General features: G+C 40.3%; 18 protein-coding genes and 1 pseudogene. 18 read left to right on the top strand and 1 reads right to left on the bottom strand.

Annotated features, from left to right (window positions below; genetic code table 11):
• The first annotated feature begins 59 nt into the window (after positions 1 to 59).
• The 10 genes and pseudogenes from ACFIK7_RS02040 (at position 60) to tolB (ending at position 10,871) form a co-directional block, all read left to right on the top strand.
• Positions 60 to 578, top strand: a complete 519-nt coding sequence (locus tag ACFIK7_RS02040; RefSeq protein ID WP_375649927.1) for a DUF1465 family protein — start codon at positions 60 to 62, stop codon at positions 576 to 578.
• Positions 579 to 599: 21 nt separating this feature from the next.
• Positions 600 to 870, top strand: a pseudogene (locus tag ACFIK7_RS09820) (DUF1465 family protein); the annotation flags it as partial.
• Between the two features lie 1,329 nt (positions 871 to 2,199).
• A complete protein-coding gene (ruvC, locus tag ACFIK7_RS02045) occupies positions 2,200 to 2,715 on the top strand; it encodes a crossover junction endodeoxyribonuclease RuvC (protein ID WP_375659897.1) in 516 nt (171 codons plus the stop codon).
• A 13-nt stretch (positions 2,716 to 2,728) separates the two neighbouring features.
• On the top strand, positions 2,729 to 3,343 hold the full coding sequence (gene ruvA, locus ACFIK7_RS02050; protein ID WP_375659896.1) for a Holliday junction branch migration protein RuvA: 615 nt from the start codon (positions 2,729 to 2,731) through the stop codon (positions 3,341 to 3,343).
• 13 nt (positions 3,344 to 3,356) lie between these two features.
• On the top strand, positions 3,357 to 4,451 hold the full coding sequence (ruvB, locus tag ACFIK7_RS02055) for a Holliday junction branch migration DNA helicase RuvB (protein ID WP_273790466.1): 1,095 nt from the start codon (positions 3,357 to 3,359) through the stop codon (positions 4,449 to 4,451).
• 224 nt (positions 4,452 to 4,675) lie between these two features.
• Positions 4,676 to 5,116, top strand: a complete 441-nt coding sequence (ybgC, locus tag ACFIK7_RS02060) for a tol-pal system-associated acyl-CoA thioesterase (protein ID WP_273790465.1) — start codon at positions 4,676 to 4,678, stop codon at positions 5,114 to 5,116.
• A gap of 1,680 nt (positions 5,117 to 6,796) precedes the next feature.
• Positions 6,797 to 7,510: a protein TolQ gene (gene tolQ / locus ACFIK7_RS02065; protein WP_273790464.1), complete on the top strand. Its 714-nt coding sequence runs from the start codon at positions 6,797 to 6,799 to the stop codon at positions 7,508 to 7,510.
• Positions 7,511 to 7,524: 14 nt separating this feature from the next.
• The gene (gene tolR / locus ACFIK7_RS02070; protein WP_375643262.1) at positions 7,525 to 7,977 is read left to right on the top strand and encodes a protein TolR; all 453 of its coding nucleotides are present in this window, start codon (positions 7,525 to 7,527) and stop codon (positions 7,975 to 7,977) included.
• A 108-nt stretch (positions 7,978 to 8,085) separates the two neighbouring features.
• Positions 8,086 to 9,507 (top strand): cell envelope biogenesis protein TolA, encoded by a 1,422-nt coding sequence (locus tag ACFIK7_RS02075; RefSeq protein ID WP_375662833.1) that lies wholly within the window; start codon positions 8,086 to 8,088, stop codon positions 9,505 to 9,507.
• A gap of 38 nt (positions 9,508 to 9,545) precedes the next feature.
• The gene (gene tolB / locus ACFIK7_RS02080) at positions 9,546 to 10,871 is read left to right on the top strand and encodes a Tol-Pal system beta propeller repeat protein TolB (protein WP_375620980.1); all 1,326 of its coding nucleotides are present in this window, start codon (positions 9,546 to 9,548) and stop codon (positions 10,869 to 10,871) included.
• A 1,064-nt stretch (positions 10,872 to 11,935) separates the two neighbouring features.
• On the opposite strand, the gene ACFIK7_RS02085 is transcribed toward tolB, so the two are convergent.
• Entirely contained in the window at positions 11,936 to 12,682 is a 747-nt protein-coding gene (locus ACFIK7_RS02085) for a YebC/PmpR family DNA-binding transcriptional regulator (RefSeq protein WP_254492472.1), read from the bottom strand.
• A 368-nt stretch (positions 12,683 to 13,050) separates the two neighbouring features.
• Between ACFIK7_RS02085 and ACFIK7_RS02090 the strand changes: the two genes are divergently transcribed.
• The 8 genes from ACFIK7_RS02090 to ACFIK7_RS02125 all read left to right on the top strand — a co-directional run bounded on the left by ACFIK7_RS02090 (position 13,051) and on the right by ACFIK7_RS02125 (position 23,370).
• Positions 13,051 to 13,746: a DUF1013 domain-containing protein gene (locus tag ACFIK7_RS02090; protein WP_375617877.1), complete on the top strand. Its 696-nt coding sequence runs from the start codon at positions 13,051 to 13,053 to the stop codon at positions 13,744 to 13,746.
• Positions 13,747 to 13,950: 204 nt separating this feature from the next.
• Positions 13,951 to 14,472 (top strand): peptidoglycan-associated lipoprotein Pal, encoded by a 522-nt coding sequence (gene pal / locus ACFIK7_RS02095; protein ID WP_273790460.1) that lies wholly within the window; start codon positions 13,951 to 13,953, stop codon positions 14,470 to 14,472.
• Positions 14,473 to 14,524: 52 nt separating this feature from the next.
• Positions 14,525 to 16,000, top strand: a complete 1,476-nt coding sequence (locus ACFIK7_RS02100; protein WP_375662834.1) for a tol-pal system protein — start codon at positions 14,525 to 14,527, stop codon at positions 15,998 to 16,000.
• Positions 16,001 to 16,024: 24 nt separating this feature from the next.
• Positions 16,025 to 16,864 (top strand): hypothetical protein, encoded by an 840-nt coding sequence (locus tag ACFIK7_RS02105; protein ID WP_375662835.1) that lies wholly within the window; start codon positions 16,025 to 16,027, stop codon positions 16,862 to 16,864.
• Positions 16,865 to 16,882: 18 nt separating this feature from the next.
• Positions 16,883 to 18,370, top strand: coding sequence for a tRNA lysidine(34) synthetase TilS (gene tilS / locus ACFIK7_RS02110; protein ID WP_375660650.1), 1,488 nt, complete (start codon positions 16,883 to 16,885; stop codon positions 18,368 to 18,370).
• 114 nt (positions 18,371 to 18,484) lie between these two features.
• Positions 18,485 to 20,647, top strand: a complete 2,163-nt coding sequence (ftsH, locus tag ACFIK7_RS02115; RefSeq protein ID WP_375637580.1) for an ATP-dependent zinc metalloprotease FtsH — start codon at positions 18,485 to 18,487, stop codon at positions 20,645 to 20,647.
• Positions 20,648 to 21,198: 551 nt separating this feature from the next.
• Positions 21,199 to 22,572, top strand: coding sequence for a phosphoglucosamine mutase (gene glmM / locus ACFIK7_RS02120; protein WP_375617881.1), 1,374 nt, complete (start codon positions 21,199 to 21,201; stop codon positions 22,570 to 22,572).
• 576 nt (positions 22,573 to 23,148) lie between these two features.
• Complete coding sequence (locus ACFIK7_RS02125; protein ID WP_375630940.1) at positions 23,149 to 23,370, top strand: hypothetical protein; 222 nt, start codon at positions 23,149 to 23,151, stop codon at positions 23,368 to 23,370.
• Positions 23,371 to 23,487: the final 117 nt, after the last annotated feature.

Consider the following 23,487-nt stretch of genomic DNA (forward strand, 5'->3'; position numbering starts at 1 on the left):
TTTTAATACTCTGTTCGTTGAGTGGTATAATTTTGTGCTGATACTTGGAGTATAAAAGCGTGAGTGTACATAAACGTCCATATGATGAACCTATTATCATGATTGAGCATAATGCTTTTGAAAATGCTTTTAATCGTCTCTATGAAGAAACAATGGCGCTGATTGAAAAAACCGCAGCGTATATTGACTCAGAAGGGAAATTAGTAGCACGCTCTCTTTCGGCAGAGGTTTCTGCAATCTATGCAAAAGAGGCTATGTATTTAAGTACACGACTTATGCAAATCGCTTCTCAACTCCTTCTTCTTCGCGCAGAGCGTGAAGGGGAAATGTCATCAGAACAAATAAAAAAAGAAATTGTAAAAGTGTCACTTCATACACCGACATTGGAACTTGAAACCCCGCATTGGCATGAATTGCCAGAAATTTTTCGCCAATTTGTTTCTCATTCATTGCGTTTAGAAGCGCGGATAACCTATATGCGTGCTGGGTGGGAAACTGCGGCCTCCTGTGCTCTAGAAGATGATAATCCAGTGGGAAAACAAATCGAATTGCTCAAAACAGCCTTTGGGCGTTCTTAGAGGTACTCCCTTGCTTTGTGCGAAGGAGAAATGTCATCAGAACAAATAAAAAAGAAATTGTAAAAGTGTCACTTCATACACTGAGCATTGGAACTTGAAACCCCTCATTGGCATGAATTGCCAGAAGTTTTTCGCCAATTTGTTTCTCATTCATTGCGTTTAGAAGCGTGCATTTTTTTCATTTAGAGATGCTGCTGTAGTTTAAGCACTTTGGTCAATAAGCGGCGGCTTTATCTTGAACGATGATAATCCAGTAGGAAAACAAATCGAATTACTGAAACGACTTGTGGGCGTGCTGAGAATAATAGCTCCTTGCTTCTTTCTTGCGATATTTAGAGCAGTATACCCATTTTTTTTTACAACCGAAATTTCACAACTAAAACTAATCTAGAGTGCTTTTTTCTGCCTAATTTCTATTTGAGCGTAGGAAATATCTTGAGCTTATAGCTTAGAGGGGGTGTATAAGTATTGATTTCGAATATGGCATGGGATGGAGTATGGTTGGTTTTGTGGGAAATCGGCTTTGGTTGATTGCAGCTGGAACACTTTCTGTTGATCTATCGTGTGATTTTGTTTTGGTTATGATAATGATCTGGCTCTAAGATAGAGTAGGGGCTTGTACATCAATTTATTTATGCTCTATAATTTATGCCTATAAAGCTGCTGTAAAGTGTGTGTTAATGAGGATGATACACATTGTTACAGTTTTTGGGCTTCTTTTGTTTTGAATGGAAGGTATTTTCCTTCGCGTAAAATAAAATATCCAAAATAAAATGCCATATAGTGCCATATAATGAATGTCCCATGGGTTCCTTGTGCCCCTATGCATGTTCCTCTCTATGAAATGTCCCTCTCTACGCAATGTCATTGTGGTGTGATGAGTATATTCAAAAATATCTCTCAGTTCTTATTCATATCCGTTGAGCCTCTCTCATTTTTACGCTTGCAAAGGAAAAAGCCGGCACTATCATCATCTTTACCACTCCCCAATGTTGCGGCAGCCTTTGGAACTTGAGACAATTCATTAGAGGCATTATTTTTAGTCCTTTCTTGTACAGTTTCACTCTATACGGCAATCCCACGTTTCATATGTAAGAGAATGGTTTTGATTGCTTCAATATAAACAGATTTGTAATGAGAAAATCTTAGGATATTCGGGATTCTTATGCAACATACAAAATAATTAATTATCTTTATAAATCAACGTGTTGTCTTGTTATGGTAGCGCCATGCTATAATGTAAAAAGTTTTCGCAAAGTGTGTAGCATCTGTTTCATAGCCTCTTTATACTTATGAATGTGCAATCCAGCACTGATCTATTTTCTCGCTTGCGATGTTTAACCGTTATGGCATTGGAAATGATATAGAAAGGGAATTTTTATGCTTTAGAGGGTGCTTGATAAGGTGCTTGCTTGTGATGTGTGAATGGTTTTGATTGATTTCAGTTATGCTTCATAAAGTATGTTTCATAAAGATGCTGTTCGTTGCGTGTTATAATTGTATAAATTTGGGGGGATGATTATCTTTTTACTGGTTTTGTCTTGGGTTGCTGTTTTCTTTGTGGTCTTGTCTTTATTCACATCTTTATTCACAGGGGGGAAAAGTGTATAGACTGTAGTTTATGGCAGAGACGATTCGTATTATAGGCATTGATCCCGGATTACGGCGTACAGGGTGGGGCGTTATCGATGTTGCGGGTAATCGTCTTCAGTTTATTGCAGCAGGGACGGTTTCTTCTGATGTAAAGTGTGAGCTGGCTTCCAGACTATGTCAGATCCACAAAGGTCTTTCAGAGGTTGTGCATCAATTTATGCCCCATGAAGCCGCTGTAGAACATGTGTTTGTCAATAAAGATGCTACAGCAACTTTAAAACTTGGGCAAGCACGTGCAATTGCACTGCTGGTTCCTGCGCAAGCAAATCTTCCTGTTTTTGAATATGCGCCCAACAAAGTGAAAAAATCGGTTATTGGTGTTGGACATGGGGCTAAAGAACAAATCCATATGATGGTCAAAGTTCTCCTCCCACGGGCTGAATTTGATAGCAGTGATGCGGCTGATGCTCTTGCTCTTGCTCTTTGTCATAGTATGCACCGTAAGAGTATTGACCGATCTTATCAGGCAAGGATGGCGATATGAGTGGGGTGGCAACATGATTGGCAAATTAAAGGGCACTCTTGAACATGTCTTTGATGATCATATCCTTCTTGATGTTCACGGTGTGGGTTATGTTGTTTTTGTGTCAAATCGGCTGCGTCCTTCTTTACCCTCTGTTGGGGAGGCGTTAAGCCTTTTTATTGAAACGCATGTTCGGGAAGACGCAATCCGCCTTTTTGGTTTTGCTACAAGAGCTGAACAGGAGTGGTTTTGTCTTCTACAAAATGTTCCTGGAGTAGGGGCAAAGGTTGCTTTGGCAATCTTGGGTACTTTATCGCCAGATGAACTTGCACAGGCTATTGCTTTAAACGATGTTGCGATGATTAGTCGAGCGCCGGGCGTTGGTAAAAAAGTCAGTGAAAGAATTGTGGGTGAGTTGAAAAGTAAAACACTCCCCTTTGAACAAGCGCTCAAGACTGTTTCGGTTTCTCAGCGTGAGATGACCAATCAACCTGCGCATGATGCGCTTTCCGCGTTGATGAAGCTAGGGTTTGAACGGGAGCATGCATCCCGTGCTCTTGCTCTTGCGATGAACGCTCTTGAGGGGGAAACTGTTTCTTCTGCCCTGCTGATCCGCCATAGTCTCAAATTGCTTTCTTCTCCTACTTAAAATCAAGGTAACAATGCATAAAGATGAAGATAAACGCCTTCTGGGTTCCGCCTCCCTTCCTAACGATCCAGATCGTTCCTTAAGACCACAAGTTCTCGATGACTTTATTGGTCAAGAAGCGGCACGGGCTAATTTAAAAATATTTATTGAAGCAGCAAAAACGCGGCAAGAAGCGCTGGATCACGTTTTGTTTGTAGGACCACCGGGGTTGGGAAAAACAACGCTTTCACAGATTATGGCAAAAGAATTAGGCGTTAATTTTCGCTCTACTTCAGGGCCGGTCATCGCTAAAGCAGGAGATTTAGCCGCTCTCTTGACCAATCTTGAAGAACGTGATGTCTTGTTTATTGATGAAATTCATCGCTTAAATCCGGCGATTGAGGAAATTCTTTATCCAGCCATGGAAGATTATCAACTTGATTTGATCATTGGGGAGGGGCCGGCCGCACGCTCGGTGAAAATTGATCTGGCTAAATTTACTTTGGTAGCGGCAACCACACGTTTGGGGCTTTTGACCACACCGCTGAGAGACCGTTTTGGCATCCCAATTCGTCTCAATTTTTATACGATAGAAGAATTGGAATATATTGTGCAGCGTAATGCGCGGCTTTTTGCCGTCAAGATTAGTGATGATGGTGCCCATGAAATTGCACGCCGAGCACGGGGGACCCCTCGTATTGCCGGACGGCTTTTACGGCGCGTTTGTGATTTTGCTTTGGTTAAACAAGCAAAACAAATTGACCAAAAAATCGCCGATGAAGCGCTTTCGCGCCTTGAGGTCGATCATCTTGGTCTTGATCCGCTTGACCGTCGCTACTTGCTTCTGATTGCGGAAACTTTTTTAGGGGGACCGGTGGGGATTGAAACGATTGCTGCTGCTTTATCAGAACCACGCGATGCCATTGAAGATATTGTTGAACCGTATTTGCTCCAACAAGGTTTTATTCAAAGAACTGCTCGTGGACGCATTCTAACTGAAAAGGCTTGGAGCCATTTAGGGCTTTCTGCTCCAGCCTCTACAACGTCTATACAAAGGCGTTCTCAACTTTCTGATGCTCAAGACAATTCATTACTTCAGACGTCTTTATGGGATGGGGAAGATGACTAAGGCATTTCTTCATTAAAAGAAACTATTTGAACATTTTATAGCAAGGTCATAAAATACAAGAGACGTGCTTCCTTTAACATATTCTGGTCGAAAAAGTTTGGCACTATTGAGGGTTTTTTGCTTTTGCTTTCCACAACTTCAACACAAAAATGTGTTCAATCTTTTGATTGATAAACAATTTGCTATATTAGCTATATTAGATGATTTTATGGGGCATGAAGTCGATGACAGAAATAACACCTTTTAAGAGCAATCATACAAACGCTTTTCATAATTTTCAGGTCCGCGTTTATGTTGCTGATACAGATTTTTCCGGTGTGGTTTATCATGCGCGTTATCTTGAGTTTTTTGAACGAGGACGTTCAGAGTTTTTACGAGATGCCGGTTTTAATAATAAGATGTTAGCAGCAGGGGTTGAGGGAGAAAAACTGTTTTTTGTTGTTCGTCATATGGAAATTAATTTTTCAAGACCAGCTAAAATTGATAATCTTTTAGTCGTTAAAACACGTGTTACTCATATCCAAGGGGCACGCTTTTTTATGGAGCAATCTATTTTGCATGAGATGACCACGTTGGTAACAGCCAAAGTTGAAATTGCTCTGATTAATGAGGAGGCAAAACCGCGACGTTTACCCAAAGAACTTTTTGCAAAAATTCTTGGTTAAAAGTATTATTCATTGAACCAGCAGCTTTAGGAGAGATCGGCAGATATAAAGTAATCTACAATCTAAAACTATACATTTATCATAGCCTAAATGTTTTCCAACAAGGTTACACGATACAGCAAAAGAAAACAGCTCTGCTACAACACTACAATAAATTGAAGATGATATCCCACAAAATTAAACACGCCTCATCCATTTTCTGCTATAAACTCAAGATATTTTCTTTCTTTTGAAGAAAGGTTTGTTGGCATCGGAAAACAGCGAAAAGTACAAAAAAATAAATAAAAAATGGATTAAGATTTGTTTTTATAAAAATGCACATACCCAGCGCAATATTGCAATAAAGTGATAATAAGCCATTAGGTTGAAAATTGTCTAAAAACGCCCAAAGGGTGTTTTTAAGCAATTTGATTTGTTTTTTTACTGGATTGTCATTTGGCATCACAAGAGCGCGTGTTTCATCCATTTCTATCTATAATGCATCACTTTATGTGCGCTTCTAAGCGTAGTAAATGAGTGAGAGATCAATGTATATAAAGCAGAAATGCATTCTTGATTTAAAGTTTCAAAAGCATATTATTCTATAATATATTGACTTAGAAAGATAAATTATCACTTCTCACGGGTACAAATTCCAATAGAGTAATGAGAGTAAAATACTTTGCATTTCAAATCTGTTCATGTTGAAACAATTAAAATCATTTGCTTACACATCATAAGAGAGCAATAAAAATCATTGAAAAAATTGTAAAAATGTTCCTTATGTATCATTCTCAATGCAATAACGATCAAATATCGCAAGAGAGCAAAGAGAGCGAAGAAGCTGGTTTTCATGAAGTAAAGACGTGAAAAGGCTTTTTTCATATCACAGAAGCTTTTACATTATACCATAGTGCCAGAGAGATGATAGGCATTGAAAGAGGCAAATTCACAACACAATGAGATTACATGAGACTTACACTAGATTATATAGGACTTGTAGGGGTGCATGGGGGAGGCGCATTGTTGTGAGGTGTGGTAGGGTGGTTTAGTGTCGTTTTTTTTGCCCGATGGTGTGATCTTATTAAAGAATGAGAGAAACAATAGCCTGAGGCAAAGCATAATTTTTCATGATGATAACATATTTATTTATAATGATAATTCATTGCGTTGCAATTTTTAGATAATTCTGAAACTTGTAAGATTTTTTCTTTTCAAGCTCTATTGCTGCGAATTAATTAAAAACATTTTCTTACATATCACAAGCGGGGTTGATGAGTGGGTACAAAAACACTTAAGAAAGGAATAAAATGCTTCTTATGAATCTTTTCAAGTGCTAAGACTTATTGCAGCATTTTAAGCTTAAAACGCGTATGATGATTTAGCGTTCTTTATCATAAGCGTAAAGATGGTGGTGCATAATAGATTTTATATTATGCATTTTTATATCTTTTATTTTTATAGTATTTATGGAGAAGTTCTTATCGTTATATTTTTCATAAATGCTGTTGTGAAATGAGGAGGGGCCTGCATTGAGGGATGTCTCTCGTCATCACTTTTTAAGGAAATTTAAGAAACAAGTCTTGTTTTAGCGCATGGATTTATGTGAGACTAGAGTTTTTACTTAAATTTAGAAACTATAAAATAATCTGTTTTATAAAACTTTTAAAAATACACCTTTCATTTAGAGGGACAAAAATTATGCCGCATGGTGAACTAACAAATCCGGAAACAATTGGAATGTTGCATTTGTTTATGCAAGCGAGTTGGATCGTGAAAGGTGTTATGATTGGCTTGCTGCTCGCTTCCATCTGGAGTTGGGCAATTATTTTTGATAAAATTTTTACGTATCGGAGAATACGGCGTGAAATAAAGCAGTTTGAACGTACATTTTGGTCCGGCAAAGCGCTAGAAGATCTTTATGCATCATGCAAAAGTCAACGTACCAATAGTATATCCGCAGTTTTTATAGCAGCAATGGTTGAATGGAAAAAATCTCTTGAAAAAGGGACCCATACATCGAAAAGTTTGCAGAGCAGAATTGATAAGGCTATGGATTTGACGCTGGGACGTGAAAGTGAAAAAATAGAATCAAAATTAAGTTTTCTTGCGACACTGGGATCCGCTGGACCCTTTATCGGACTTTTTGGAACAGTTATTGGTATTATGGAGTCTTTTCTTTCTATTTCAGCTTCTCAAAATACATCACTTGCTATTGTCGCGCCGGGGATTGCAGAAGCGCTTTTGGCAACCGCTATTGGTTTGTTTGCAGCAATTCCAGCCGTTATTGCTTATAACAAGTTGACTCATGAAAGTGCGCGCATCATTGCACAAATAGAAAATTTTGCCGATGAATTTTCAACAATTGTATCGCGGCGTATTGATGAAACACGCACAGCACCTTCCTCTTTATAAAAAGGAGCTTATCCATGGGCGTTTCTGTTGCTTCTTCTTCTCGCAAAAATACACGTAGGCGGCATCATTCACGAAGCCAACTGATGAGTGAGATCAATGTCACTCCTTTTGTGGATGTCATGCTGGTCTTGTTGATTATTTTTATGGTCTCTGCTCCCCTTTTAGTGAACGGTGTTCCTCTAGATTTGCCTCGTAGTCAAGCGGGTCCCGTACGAGCTCAAAAAACACCCCTTACGGTTTCACTTGACGCGCAAGGGCGCTTTGCCATTAATCAAGATTATTATGAAACGTCACAGGCCCTGATTGCACACCTGAAAACTCTTCTGGAAGCAGATGCTACACAAAAAGATCAACGGGTTTTTGTGCGGGTTGCTAAAACTGTTGAATATCAGCAGGTATTAAAACTGCTGGCGGATATTCAAAAATCGGGGTTTTCTCAAGTTGCGTTAGCAAGTCTAGCACAATAAATAATAAGTAATAAAATTGCGCATAACCGGTTGTTTTTAATTTTTTTTTAAAAAGAGCATAGAGTGATTAAAAATGAAAAAATGTAAGGCATAAATAAGGCATAAAGAATGAACAAAGACTCCTATCATAGTATGAAACGAGGCTTGGCTTTATCCCTTGTGGTCCATGTCATTTTTCTCAGTTGGGGAGCCATTCAGTTTACAAGCTCTGTCTCTTTACCACAACCATTGGAAGCAATTCCCATTACTCTTGCTCCTTTAGTGGACGAGTTTTCTTCTCAACAAGGAGCCGTGAAGGCTCCTATCCGTGCTGTCCCTGCCGTCAAACCAACTATGCAGCCACAAGAGAAAGAAGATGCACGCCATATTGGAGAGGGACAAATAGATAGTCTTGCACCATTTCAACCAAAGGAAAAGCCCCGTCCTGTTGAAACAGCATCGCCACCATCAAGCGAGAACACATCAGAAACATTTGCACCAGAACTTACAAAACCAGAATTATTAGAAGCAAAAACAGAGGATGCGCCCAAGGTTGCACCTGAGATGCCTTTGGAGGCACCAGAGGATGCGCCCAAGGTTGCGCCTGAGATGCCTTTGGAGGCACCAGAGGATGCGCCCAAGGTTGCACCTGAGATGCCTTTGGAGGCACCACCGGAGGATGCGCCCAAGGCTGCACCTGAGATGCCTTTGAGAGTGCCGGAAGATGCCTCTAAGGTTGCGCCTGAGATGCCTTTGGAGGCACCAGAGGATGCGCCCAAGGTTGCACCTGAGATGCCTTTGGAGGCACCGGAGGATGCGCCCAAGGCTGCACCTGAGATGCCTTTGAGAGTGCCGGAAGATGCCTCTAAGGTTGCGCTCAAGCCTGCGCACAAAAATGAAGAGATGATATCGCCAAAAGAATTGGCTCCAACGGTCCCAAAAGTACCAGCAGAGCAGATTGTTCATCAAGCGCCCAAAATTGTACTTCCAGAAAAATCTCTTCTTCCACAGTTTAAACCAAAGTTTGACGAAAAATCTCCAAGGAAGAATGAGGCTGCATTGAATCAAAATACGCCAAAGCTTAACAAGAAAAACCAAGAGAAACAGACCATTGAAGATATTTTAGCTCTGGAGGAAAATAATTTGCTTAATCGTGCGCGGTCACAAGGAGGGGGGGCAAAACGTTCTCATACACAAGAAGCTTTGGGTGCAAGAAAAAATATTAATGATACCACAAAAATGGCACAAACATTGGTCAATATTGCGGGGGGATGTATTCAACAGAAGCTTAAACTTGTGGCGCTTGGCGGCGATTTAAAAAACCGCCCGGTTGTGCGGTTGCGATTTTATTTAGACCGTGAAGGGATGGTTGTGGGCGACCCTATCATTGATCCCGTAAGCGGCCTTGAGAGTCAACAAGCTATTATGATAAGACAGGTGTATGCTGCTGTCTTTTCATGCCAACCTTATGCAGATCTCCCACGTGATCAATATGATCTATGGGGGCAAGGTTTTGACTTTAATGTTGATCCCCTCCAAGAAATAAGATGATAAACGAGAAAAAAGCGCTTAACGAAAGGACACATTCCATGATGACTATAACGAGACATAAAGTTTTTGCTTGGTTTATTGTCACTTGTGGGTTGTGGCTTTCAAGTATTTCATCGGGTTATGCGCAATTGAAAGGAACTATTTCGAGCGCTGATTTTAATCCCATTCCCATTGCAATTACAGACTTTATTTCCAATGATTCGATTGGGTTGAAAATATCTGCTGTGGTGACAGCCGATCTTGAACGGTCGGGGCTTTTTTTACCGCTTGATAAAGCAAATTTTTTTGAAAACATTTCTAATCCTAATAAACAACCGCATTTTGCTTCTTGGCAGAAAATAAAAGCGCAAGGTTTAGTTACTGGGCAAGTCATGAGAGAAATCGATGGACGTTTGAGGGTCGATTTTCGTTTATGGGATGTGTTTGGACAAAGACAATTGAAAGGACGGCGTTTTTATACTGCGACAGAACGTTGGCGGCGTGTGGCACATATGATCGCAGATGAGATCTATAGTGAGATGACAGGAGAAAGTGGTTATTTTGATACACGAATTGTTTTTATCGATGAAACAGGTCCTCAAAATGCACGCATTAAACGTTTAGCAATGATGGATCAAGATGGAGCAAATTTGATTTATATGTCTGATGGAAGTGAATTGGTGCTTACACCGCGGTTTTCACCAAAAAGACAAGAATTGACCTATATGGCTTACGAGGACAATCAAGTACCTCATGTTTATCTCCAACAAATTGAAATGGGGCAAAGAGAGTTGATCGGAACGTTTAATAACATGACAATTGCTCCACGTTTTTCTTCTGATGGACAAAAAGTTATCATGAGTTTGTTACAAAATGATGGGAGTGCCAATCTTTACACTATGGATTTACGAACCCGTACGATGACGCGACTTACAACAACTTCTGCTATTGATACTTCTGCTTCTTATTCACCGGATGGAAAACAAATTGTCTTTTCTTCAGATCGTAGTGGAAAGCCGCAAATCTATAAAATGAATGCGGATGGGAGTGATATTCAGCGTATTTCTTCAAACGATGGGAGTTATTCAACACCTATTTGGTCTCCACGGGGTGACTATATCGCCTTTACAAAACAATTAAGCGGACAATTTTCTATCGGTGTTATGCGCCCTGATGGACAAGGAGAACGAATTTTAACCACAGGGTTTCACAATGAAGGACCAACGTGGGCCCCTAATGGTCGTGTGCTGATGTTCTTTCGCAAAAATCCCGGTATGGGACCAAAAATTTATACGATTGATATTACGGGTCGCAATGAACGTCAATTACCCACCCCCAATGATGCTTCAGATCCAGCATGGTCGCCTTTGCTCAATATACAATAAAACAAAATGCTTAAAAATAGAATATAGAAGGAATATAGTCTATACAGTCTCAAGTTTAAACAATCTCAATAGTTTTTAAATTATTTAAAAGAAGGAATTGATTATAGTGTGCATGGGGAGTTATGTAGGTTTCATCTATCATCTATGGTTGTTGATCGATAATGGAATTTCCTTGGGGGAAAATGCTTAAAAAAATTCAAAACAAGACCTTGAAAAAATAGAGCCGAAAATTCTAAGATCTCTAGAGTTCAACTTTTTATTCAAAGTGTCGCTATATATATTTTTTTAAACTTCCTCTTCGATTTTGTTTGTGAAGAGTCCTCTTGTCAGGGGGGGCTGTTGCTCTTTGATGTGTTTTATTCAAGTACGCGGTTGTTTTAGGTCTGAATATTGATTGATTGGTAAGAGCAAAAGGACAGATTTTTAAGATAAATGACGTTATTTTAGAAATATACGATGCCATAAAGTCAAAAATTTATCCGCAACGGATTAGAGAGATGTACCGGCTTTTTGTACAATACTTTGCTAAACAATCAGCTCTGGCTTTCCATTTGCTTATTTTTATTCTGTGATGTTGTAAAAACACTGCCCTTTGAGGTGTGGGGATATAGGGCGTATAAATCTCCTTGATATATTCTAAGTGTTTTTTAAGTGCGTAGCGAATATTTAGGGGAGTGTATGTTTGTTGAGCCTTAAGTTTCAAGTGAATTTTATGAGTGATTCGTCATAGGAATACGTCAAGAAACCCCTAATTGTTTAGAGGCTAGATCATTTCATTACTTGAGAGCGGAGAGAGGAGGTTAATCTTAAAGAACAAAAAGATCAAATAGAGAGGAATATAGGGATAATCTTTGGGGCATGTAAGAAAGGCGTGAGGCTACAGAGTTTTGTATGCTTTCTTTTTGGGATTATGTTTTCTGAAATTAATTGCGGTTTTCTTGTTGCACTGACAGCTTTTCCCCGCTATTGACGCGGGGCTTTTATATGTGCGGATAAAGAGGAGAGGTGACAGATGCTTTTGAAGCCCTCATGCATGAAGAGAGGGCTTATGCAAATGATGGGAATTATACAGACAATTTTGCCAAAATCTCATCACTGACATCAAAATTTGCATAAACATTTTGCACATCATCATCTTCTTCTAATGTTGAAATTAGTCGTAAAACAGATAAAGCTTTTTCTTCATCTATTGGTGCAAGGGTGGTGGCTTTCCAAATCGTTTTAATCGATTCTGCTTCACCAAGTTTTGCTTCAAGTGTTTTGGAAACTTCACCAATATCTTCAAATGCGCAGGTAATATGATGTCCGGTTTCTTCTGATTGCACATCTTCGGCACCGGCTTCAATTGCTGCATCCATGATGTTATCGGCTGTTCCTGCTTCTGGCTTATAGATTATTTCACCAATCCGATTAAACATGAAACTGACCGATCCTGTTTCCCCTAAGGCTCCTCCTGATTTTGTGAAGGCGGCGCGCACATTTGAAGCGGTGCGGTTGCGGTTATCAGTTAAAGCTTCAACAATGACGGCAACGCCGCCTGGTCCATAGCCCTCATAGCGTACTTCATCATAATTTTCGACATCGGCGCCTGACGCTTTTTTAATCGCGCGTTCAATATTATCTTTCGGCATCGATTGTGCTTTGGCATTTTGAACAGCCAGCCTTAAACGTGGGTTCATGGCTGGATCAGGAGCACCTTGTTTTGCTGCTACGGTAATTTCGCGCGCAAGCTTAGAAAATATCTTCGAGCGCATTGCATCTTGACGCCCTTTACGGTGCATAATATTCTTAAATTGTGAATGGCCTGCCATAGTTTTCCTTCCTATTTGAGGGCTTTCTTTCCAGTTGGATACTCTTTAGAATTTAAGGCGATAAAGCACGCATCCCACCAGAATAAATGTGCCACAGCATGAGGTGAAATAATCGAATAAACCCTTTATAAGAAAATTCATCTTAAAGGTAAAGACACCTTAGTTGAGGATCATTACAAGAGAGATCTCTTGTCGTTGAGCAAAAATAACGCTATAACAGAATGTAATCTCATAGCAAAATGGTTTATTCCATGCCGCACTTTGTTTTAGGAGTGGTTGGAGAGACCTAAACATATAAAAAAGTTCCAGTGCTCTTGAGTGGGCGGTAACCTGCCTCATAGAAGAGGCGCAGAAGAGGATTTATAAAAATGGCAACGCAACTTTTGATGCCCAAAGCAACAGCTGTTTGGTTGGTTGATAATACAGCTCTTTCTTTTGATCAGATTGCAGAATTTTGTAAATTGCATGTCTTGGAAGTAAAAGCTATTGCCGATGGTGATGCGGCTTATGGTATTAAAGGTTTAGATCCGATTAGTTCTGGGCAATTGACGCGCAGTGAAATTGCACGGGTGGAGGCTGATCAAAACGCACGATTGAAAATTTCTCAATCGAGGGTGCATATTCCTGAAAAAAAACGTAAAGGGGCGCGCTATATCCCTCTTTCTCGACGCCAAGATCGTCCCAATGGTATCCTATGGTTGGTTACAAACCATCCCGAGTTGAAAGATGCACAAATTGCACGGTTGATTGGGACAACAAAAGCGACAATTGAACAAATCCGCCTTAGAACCCATTGGAATAGTGCAAATTTGGTTCCTCTTGATCCTGTAGGGCTTGGTTTGTGTTCGCAAATCGATTTAGATTTTGAGCTCCAGCGTGCGGCGAAAAATCGCCCTGTTGCTGCAGAAGAAGATAGGTCGTTGCTTCCCGCTTCTGTGACGGAAAACGCTGCTCTAGAGGAAAATGAGAGTGAAGACAATCTGCATAAGACTTTTGACGCTGATAAAGTTTTTGCAAAGCTGAACGCGCTGCAAAAAAATCGTCAAGATCAAGATGATGCATAAAAAGCCATGACGCATAAGGGAAACATTTCTTATGGAAATGTTAGAGGAATGGCCAAAGAGAAGAAAAATTGGCAGAGACTTAAAAGTAAAAATGAGGACGAAAAAAAACAGAAAAAATTTCGTCTTCATTAGGAATTAACGGTTATTCTTAAAAATATTTTTAAGAATTGACCCTTCTTTACCAAATTCAAGGAGAAACGGACTATGCGCTCTACCAAAAAAACCATCTCTCATTCCTTAGCTATCCTCTTTCTTTTCTCACTATGCTTGGGTGGGTGTGGCAAAAAAAATGTTGGTGCACTTAACGGTATGAATGGCGCTTATATGAATGATGCTGGTTTGAATCAGATGTCACCAGGTTCAGGACAAGAATTTACGGTTAATGTGGGTGATCGCGTGTTTTTTGGTCTCGATTCTTCTTCACTTGATGCTGATGCTGAACGTATTTTAACGCGCCAAGCAGAATGGTTGCTTCATTATCCTTATTATTCTATTATGATCGAAGGTCATGCTGATGAGAGGGGAACACGTGAATATAACTTGGCACTTGGACAGCGCCGTGCTGTTGCTGTGCGAAACTATTTGGTGTCTCTAGGTGTGTCTGCACAACGGATTCAAACAATTTCTTACGGAAAAGAAAGACCTGTAGCAGTATGTGATGATATTTCCTGTTGGAATCAAAATCGACGTGCTGTGACAACGTTGAATGACATGAATAGTCATTAAAAAGCAGATTGTTTGTTTCAACTATTTAATAAGCTCTTAAGGGGAAAAAAGAATGTATCGTAAAATCAATTGGAAAACACTCTTTTATATGGGGGTTTTCATAGCTTGTTCTACTTCACTTGTTCAAAGTGCGGCACGAAAAGCTTCCGAATATCCTGCACATGATACGGATAAAGTTGATGCAGTTGATAAGGCAACTGATGATGTTAAGAAAGCGCCTGAAGCAGCCGATAAAGCAGCATCTGATGCGGCGGAAAAAGCCACTGACGCTGTTGATAAGGCTGTCGATGATGTGAAGAAAGCACCTGAAGCAGCCGATAAAGCAGCATCTGATGTGATAGAAAAAGCCACTGACGCTGTTAATAAGGCTGTTGATGATGTGAAGGAAGCGCCTGAAGCAGCCGATAAAGCAGCATCTGATGTGATAGAAAAAGCCACTGATGCTGTTAATAAGGCTGTCGATGATGTGAAGAAAGCACCTGAAGCAGCTGATAAAGCAGCATCTGATGTGATAGAAAAAGCTACTGACGCTGTTAATAAGGCTGTTGATGATGTGAAGAAAGCACCTGAAGCAGCTGATAAAGCAGCATCTGATGTGATAGAAAAAGCTACTGATGCTGTTAATAAGGCTGTCGATGATGTGAAGAAAGCACCTGAAGCAGCTGATAAAGCAGCATCTGATGTGATAGAAAAAGCTACTGACGCTGTTAATAAGGCTGTTGATGATGTGAAGAAAGCACCTGAAGCAGCTGATAAAGCAGCATCTGATGTGATAGAAAAAGCTACTGATGCTGTTAATAAGGCTGTCGATGATGTGAAGAAAGCACCTGAAGCAGCTGATAAAGCAGCATCTGATGTGATAGAAAAAGCCACTGATGCTGTTGATAAGGCTGTCGATGATGTGAAGAAAGCACCTGAAGCAGCCGATAAAGCAGCATCTAGCGCGGTGGAAAAAGCCACTGACGCTGTTAATAAGGCTGTCGATGCTGTAAAAGAAGCACCTGAAGCAGCCGATAAAGCAGCATCTAGCGTGGTGGAAAAAGCCACTGACGCTGTTAATAAGGCAATTGATTCTGTAAAAGAAGCACCTGAAGCAGCCGATAAAGCAGCATCTAGCGTGGTGGAAAAAGCCACTGACGCTGTTAATAAGGCAATTGATTCTGTAAAAGAAGCACCTGAAGCAGCCGATAAAGCAGCATCTAGCGTGGTGGAAAAAGCCACTGACGCTGTTGATAAGGCAATTGATGCTGTAAAAGAAGCACCTGAAGCAGCTGATAAAGCAGCATCTAGCGCGGTGGAAAAAGCCACTGACGCTGTTAATAAGGCTGTCGATGCTGTAAAAGAAGCACCTGAAGCAGCTGATAAAGCAGCATCTGATGTGATAGAAAAAGCCACTGACGCTGTTAATAAGGCAATTGATGCTGTAAAAGAAGCACCTGAAGCAGCCGATAAAGCAGCATCTAGCGTGGTGGAAAAAGCCACTGACGCTGTTGATAAGGCAATTGATGCTATAAAAGAAGCTCCTTAAGCAGCCGATAAAGCAGCATCTAGCGTGGTGGAAAAAGCCACTGACGCTGTTGATAAGGCAATTGATGCTGTAAAAGAAGCTCCTGAAGCAGCCGATAAAGCAGCATCTAGCGCGATGGAAAAAGCCACTAGTGTTGCGGAGCACCAAGGGATTATTTTAGAGAATCAACAGGCTTTATTTAAAGATTATGATTTAGATAAGCTTTTGCATAAGATACGAATGGTGCTTGAGCATAACAGTCTAAAAAATGTTAACAAGCAGTTTCACGAGCTTTTTGATACAGAAGCCTCTTCTGTTTATTCTTGTTCTTTTGAAAAGTCTGCTGTAGATGAAAAATCTCAGACTGTAAAAGAAGAGATAGAGCAGGACCATAGTACAGGTGATCAGACAAAGGTTGCTGCTGTGGAAGCTAAGGTGGAGAGCCATGATCATGAAAACAGTCAACCTTTTAACAAAGCGCATGAAGTAAGTGCTCCAATTGAAGCACATCAGAGTGACAATCTTTCTTCTTCTAAAGCTTTGTATAAGGAAGGGTATGATTTTATTCGTTCTGCTAACTATGTTGATGCTGAAAAAAGCTTTTGCGCTTTTCAAAATCGTTACAAAAAAGATTCTTTGAGTGATGATGCTTTATTTTGGTTGGCCGAATCTTTGTTGGGGCAAAAACGCTATCATGAAGCAGCACAAGTTTATCTTACCGCATGGTATGCAGATAAAAAGAAGCTCTATACCTCTGAGATTTTGCTGAAATTAGCAAGAAGTATGGTCGCTCTTGAGCCAAATAAAGACGATTGTGCTCATTTTGTGAAAAAATCAAAACGTCAACAAACATTAGCATCTGTTTTTTGTAAACCTGCAAAATAAACAGCGAGGTCGTTTTCGGTGTGCGTTAGACTGGCAAGAAATCTCTTTAAAACATCGGATTTTATTCAATGTCAGAAGTTGATTCTTGCCGTCTCAGGGGGAAGCGATTCTTTGGCTTTGATGTTTTTGGTCAAAGAGCATTTGGAAACTCTCGCATTTCCTCCAGAAATGATTGTTGTCACGGTTGATCATCAATTGCGTAAAGAATCGATGCGTGAAGCAGAAACTGTTGCGAAAATTTGTCGTGTCCATGATATTCAACATATCACTGTGCGATGGGAAGGCGAAAAGCCAAAGACGCATATTGCTTCCAGCGCGCGTGTTGCACGCTATGATCTCTTGGTTAAAGAAGCACAAAAACAAGGCGCATCACTTATTATGACGGGGCATACACTCAATGATCAGGTTGAGACCTATCATATGCGGTATCAACGTCTCCAAAAGAATAGAGGTGCTTTATATAGTGAAGCTGTTGCTATGCGCGATGAGGTTTATGCCAGTGGTTTTGCTGGTGCTTTGCGCGGTGAAGCCGAGGGTATACGTGATGAGGATCATACCAGAAAAACGAGAAAAAATATTGCCGAAAAAAACTATGGTCCCCTTTATGAGCGCGGTTTATCCTGTATTCCGCGTGAGGCGTTGTTGCATAGAAAAGTGCGTTTGATTCGGCCACTCCTTGGTGTAAAACGCCAAACATTACGGAATTATTTACGCTTACAAGGACAAACATGGATTGATGATCCAACCAATGAAGATCGCAATTTTGAACGTGTGCGCGTGCGTCAATCTCTTTCTCCACAAAAATTGGCTTATATTGCTCAAAAAATAAATGAAGCCGCATTGCAGCGTCGTCAACAAGCCAAAAATATTGCTGATTTGATCTTAGCGCTGGATATTACTGTCCAACATGGGCGTTGTTTCATAGCAAAGCCTGCGCTGTTTTTACAGAAACATTCCAGTTTTCCTTTCGTGGTGGGGCTCTTTGCTGTGCTGATGGGAGGGGGATTTTATTTGCTCCCCAATCAGAAATTAAGCATGCTTGTTCAAAAACTCTGTCTCGATTCTCCAGAAAAGAAGCGTTTTACTTATGCGGGTTCTGTTATTGAATATAACAAGCACGGAATTTCTTTGTGGCGTGAAGGGCGAAATATGAAAGAGGCTATCGTTGAGCCAGATAAAACTTTTATATGGGATGGGCGCTATCATATCACAAATCATGGATATGAGGCTATAAAGGTTGGAGCCGCAAATTTAGAACAGCTGAAATTTTTATTAAAAAATAGCGATTTTGAGCTTGAAAAGCCTCATTTTCCCTCTTTACAATCGCTGCTGATGATCTCAAATCATAAAGGGTATGATATTCCAGAGTTGATTTCTCAAGCAGTTATTCATAAACATGTTATCGTCAAGCGGATTATGGCACCTTTCGATTGGCTTTCCTCACGAGAAGATGCTGCCTTGGTGAATGTTGTGGAACCTTTTTTTAATATTGAGGTGAAAAGATAAAGGAAAATTACTCTAAAAGAAAATAAACAGCTTCTCATCCCTTGGCAAGGGGCTGACAAGGTTATATGTTAAGGGGAACTGTTTGAAATCTATATTTGATTAAGTGGGCTGAATATGAATTCCAATTACCGCTCTCTCCTTATTTGGGGAGTTATTGCCTTGATTTTGATTGTGTCGTTTTCTCTCTTTAATGGAGATAGCCAACGTTCTGGTGGTGGAGAAGTCTCCTATTCTGAATTTTTGCAAAAAGTTGAGAATAATGAGTTGAAATCTGTGACCATTCAAGGTCAAAAATTAACAGGGAAAACCATTGAACATAGAGCTATTTCAACCTATGCTCCTCGCGATCCAGGTTTGATACAAAAGTTGGAAAGCAAAAACGTCAATGTTAAAGCTATTCCTGAAAGCTCTGGAAATAGCATTTTCCTCAATCTCCTCTTTTCCTTATTACCTGTTATTATTATCGTGGGGGCGTGGGTCTTTTTTATGCGGCAAATGCAAAATGGATCACGTGGTGCAATGGGATTTGGGAAATCGAAAGCAAGATTGCTTAATGAAGCGCAAGGACGTATTACCTTTAAAGATGTTGCTGGCGTTGAAGAAGCAAAGCAAGATCTTCAAGAAATTGTTGAATTTTTACGCGAACCACAAAAATTTCAACGCTTAGGGGGGCGTATCCCACGCGGTGTTTTGCTTGTTGGTCCTCCAGGAACCGGTAAAACTTTGCTAGCACGTTCTGTGGCAGGTGAAGCCAATGTGCCATTCTTTACCATTTCAGGGTCTGATTTTGTTGAAATGTTTGTTGGTGTTGGGGCAAGCCGTGTGCGCGATATGTTCGAACAGGCTAAAAAAAATGCACCTTGTATTATCTTTATCGATGAAATTGATGCTGTTGGACGCCATCGGGGGGCTGGTCTTGGCGGTGGAAACGATGAACGTGAACAGACCTTAAACCAGTTGCTTGTCGAAATGGATGGATTTGAGCCCAATGAAAGTATTATTCTTATTGCCGCAACAAACCGTCCTGATGTCCTTGATCCTGCTTTATTGAGACCAGGGCGTTTTGATCGGCAAGTTGTTGTGCCAAACCCTGATGTTTCTGGGCGTGAGCAAATCTTGAAAGTGCATGTGCGCAACGTGCCTTTAGCGCCTAACGTTGATTTGAAAATTTTGGCAAGGGGAACACCAGGATTTTCCGGTGCGGACCTGATGAATCTGGTCAATGAAGCTGCTCTTATGGCTGCGAGCCGTAATAAAAGAGTTGTCACGATGCAAGAATTCGAAGATGCCAAAGATAAGGTGATGATGGGGGCTGAACGTCGTTCAACCGCTATGACACAAGAGGAAAAAGAACTCACTGCTTATCACGAAGCAGGACATGCTATTGTGGCTCTTAATGTGCCGGTTGCTGATCCTGTCCACAAAGCAACAATCGTTCCAAGGGGAAGAGCATTGGGAATGGTGATGCAATTGCCTGAAGGCGATCGCTATTCTATGAGTTATCGGTGGATGATTTCTCGTTTGGCTATTATGATGGGTGGACGTGTGGCTGAAGAATTAAAGTTTGGAAAGGAAAATATCACCTCCGGTGCTTCTTCTGATATTGAGCAAGCAACGAAATTAGCACGTGCAATGATCACACGGTGGGGATTTTCTGATCTGCTTGGAAATGTAGCTTATGGCGATAACCAAGATGAAGTCTTTTTGGGTCATTCTGTTGCGCGAACACAAAATGTCTCTGAAGAAACAGCACGCATGATTGATATGGAAGTGCGTAAGCTTATTGATGATGCCTATAAAAATGCGACAAACATTTTGAAAACAAAAAGAAAAGAATGGTTTGCTTTGGCACAAGGTTTGTTGGAATATGAGACTTTAACGGGAGCTGAAATTAACGAAGTTATTGCAGGAAAGCCTCCTTCACGCACACAGAAAGATGAGGGTGCTGCGCCACGGGGGTCTTCTGTTCCAAAAACTGGAAAAATGAAGACAGAGACAACAGTGGTGGATGAAAAAAACGCTGAAGCAGTCTCTAAAACAGCGCCTCATAAAGTAGAGACCGATAAAGGCGAGGCAGACAAAGCAGAGGCAGCTGTTGGGAAAAAAACAGCAAAATCCAGTAATGTTGCGCTTAAGGAGGCTCAGTCTAAAGAAGTGCAATCGGATGAGACTGAGAAAAAAGCACAAAGCACAAAAGGTACTACAAAATCAGTCAACCGCTCTAAAAGTAATGCTGAAAAGAAGTCCAATACTGCGGGAGATGATAAAGAAAAATAAGAATTATTTAATACCGCTTGAGTGACGATGTTTTAGGAAAACTTCTAATTTTTTTGAGAAAGGCGCAAGTTTTGTTTGCGCCTTTCTTATAATATTTGCAAAAATATGGAAGCAAAAAATTAAGCAAAGCCGTTGTATTATGACGGCTTTAGCATGCTACAAGGCGAGGTGGACTGTTGCTTTTCTAATGTGGTAGGGTTGTGAGGTTAGGCGATAGATTTCCTTGCTGATTTTGTAGGGTATGAGGTTTGGTGCTGGGTTTCTTTACGGATTTAGCAAGTGTGTGAGATTATCCGTTGGTTGTATTAAAGGGGTGTATAGAGCATTTTGAGGAGATAATATTGCTTTTATGTGGAAGGGTGTAAACATAATTGCTTGAGAGTGGTTTAGATGTGTAGATGGTGAATAGGGGGCTTGATTGTTTAAATGCATGAAAGTTTAGATCAATGATCTGATTTTATACGGGGAGCGGGGGGACTATTGTACCAAGGGGGCTTGTTAGGGGTTTAAGGAAAAGCCAAGGGAAGAATTATATATTAAAGGAAAGAGGCATGGTGCAAAAATATTTTGGTACAGATGGAATTCGGGGGAAAGCCAATTCATTTCCTATGACACCCGATTTTGCCATGAAGGTAGGGATGGCTGTAGGGGTTTTATTTCGCTCACAACATCAATCTCATCGTGTGGTGATTGGCAAGGATACACGATTATCTGGTTATATGTTGGAAAACGCTTTGGTTTCAGGATTGACTGCTGCGGGGATGGAAGCTTTTTTATTGGGTCCAGTGCCAACCCCTGCTGTTGCAATGCTTTGCCGCTCTTTGCGAGCGGATCTTGGAGTGATGATTTCTGCTTCTCATAATCCGTTCTATGATAATGGAATTAAACTTTTTGGTCCTGATGGTTTTAAACTTTCAGATGATATGGAAGCCAAAATTGAACAATTGATCGATACAGATCTTTCAAAATCTTTAGCAAGTTCTGCCGAAATTGGTTATGCAAAACGGGTTGAGGGGGATATTTATCGTTATATTGAATATGCCAAACGAACTTTGCCGCGTGATGTTCGCTTAGATACTGTGCGTATTGTTGTGGATTGTGCCAATGGGGCTGCTTATAAAGCGGCTCCCCGTGCTTTATGGGAATTGGGGGCTGAGGTTTTTGCTATTCATGATGAACCCAATGGGACCAATATTAATCAAAAATGTGGATCAACCGATTTAAGCTCTTTAAAACGAAAAGTGCATGAAGTGCGTGCTGATGTGGGGATTGCTCTTGATGGAGATGGAGATCGTGTTCTCATTGTTGATGAAAAAGCACAAACGGTTGATGGAGATCAGTTAATTGCTGTAATTGCTGAAAATTGGCATAAAATGGGACGATTACGGTGTAATGGTGTTGTCACAACGATTATGTCAAATCTTGGACTGGAACGTTTCTTGAATAGCAAAGGGTTGCACCTTGTAAGGACAAAAGTTGGAGATCGTTATGTTGTCGATGCCATGCGCCAAAAGGGATATAATGTTGGTGGTGAGGCTTCTGGCCATATCGTGCTCAGTGATTTTGGTACAACGGGTGATGGCTTGGTGGCTGCATTGCAGATTTTAGCCTGTATGAAGGAAAGTCAAAGCCCTATGAGCCAATTGTGTAAACGGTTTGAACCTGTACCGCAAATTTTAAAAAATGTAACGATTAAAAATAAAAATGTCCTGAAAAAAAATCCAGTCAAAACGGCCATTGATCAAGCAGAGAAGCGGTTGGGAAAAGAGGCACGGCTGGTGATCCGTGCTTCTGGAACTGAGCCGGTTATCCGCCTTATGGCTGAAGGCGATGCACGAGAAGTATTGGATACTGTCGTGACAGAGTTGATGGATGTTATTATTCATCATGATGTACGCATGGGGACTGCACTTGAGGAATCTTGATTTTTTTGAGAAAATTATCAGATCATCTTTGAATAAAGGTCTGATTTTAATGCGGGATTTTGGCAATTACAAAAGGTATGATTATTAACTCTGTTAGTGATGTAATAACGGTAATGGATACTCTATCTACGAACAAATTAAATAAAAAAGGGAAAAGTCTAATTCTAATAACTACAATGCGTATAGATTTCTCTATAGTTCGTAAGATATGAAAAATATGCCTTTTTTTGATTTTCCTTTTTCTTTTACTTATTCGTAAACCGGTTATTAGTTTAACAGAGTTTGTAGGGGGGGAGTTTATTAGTGTTATTCATTCTTTTTACTGGACATACAGCGGGTGCAGCGCCCCATGAACATCAAACAGCAATGGTCATTGTGGTTATATCATCTTGATGTTTCTAAGTGCCGCTGCCAATTGGAGATATGATACGCTCCTATTACGTTTAGCTCCTCCTAATTATGAACTTATACTTTTCCAATAATTAGTAGAATAATGAGAAAGAGATGAGAATAAGCAATTTTTTCACGACAGTTCTAATGTTTATAAAGTAAAAAAAGCCGTGTGATGTAAAAATAATGAACATTTTTTGGATCTTGGAGGGGGACACTCTATATTCATTTATGATTTTAGGATTTAAACATAAAAGGATTGAAGCCTTCTATAATACTGGTACGACTGAAGGGATTAGAACCGCCCATGCTCAAAAATTAAAGCGTATTCTAAGTGCTCTTGAAGGAGATGTATCGCCAAAAGATTTTGAGTTATCCGTCCTTTTGATTACATCTGCTAAAAGGTGATTTCAAGGATTATTAGTCAATTACTGTAAATGGAAATTGTCGCGTAATATTTCGCTTTGATAGCATAGATGTCGAAATGGTTGATTATCTGGATTATCATCAAAAAGCAGATCTAAA

This window comes from Bartonella sp. CL266QHHD, assembly GCF_042195355.1.
Taxonomy (GTDB): Bacteria; Pseudomonadota; Alphaproteobacteria; order Rhizobiales; family Rhizobiaceae; genus Bartonella.